This is a genomic window from Citrobacter sp. CK206 (genome assembly GCF_030333125.1).
Lineage (GTDB): Bacteria > Pseudomonadota > Gammaproteobacteria > Enterobacterales > Enterobacteriaceae > Citrobacter_B > Citrobacter_B koseri.
In genome coordinates, this window is the sequence record NZ_JAOWGM010000014.1 from 1 (window position 1) to 302 (window position 302).

1 protein-coding gene is annotated in these 302 nt (G+C 46.4%); it reads right to left on the minus strand.

The features are described 5' to 3' along the window. Positions 1 to 302 (minus strand): DUF2931 family protein (locus OGX81_RS00630; protein WP_286450048.1); only part of this gene is annotated, 302 nt, incomplete at both ends.

Here is a 302-nt window from a genome sequence, read left to right on the forward strand (position 1 = left end):
TCCCAGGTATGATCGGCAGGGGTTTTCATCCGTAGCCAGGTTTCTGGTCCGAACACGGCGCTGGTCTCGTAAGTTTGTTTATCGATATAGGATTCCCAGCAGAAGACAATGTACTGAGGCGGCTTTTTGACTTTGTTGAAATTATTAAAGCTGACACCATGAACAGCAGTAGCCCAATTGTCGATAGAATCAGGACTTCGGGAAGTCGGATCAAGCGTATTAAAGGTATACAGATAACCATCCGTATCAATAACCCGGGCATGAAGGACTTCTGCGGGTAGTTCAGAAGGGGTGACAAAAGA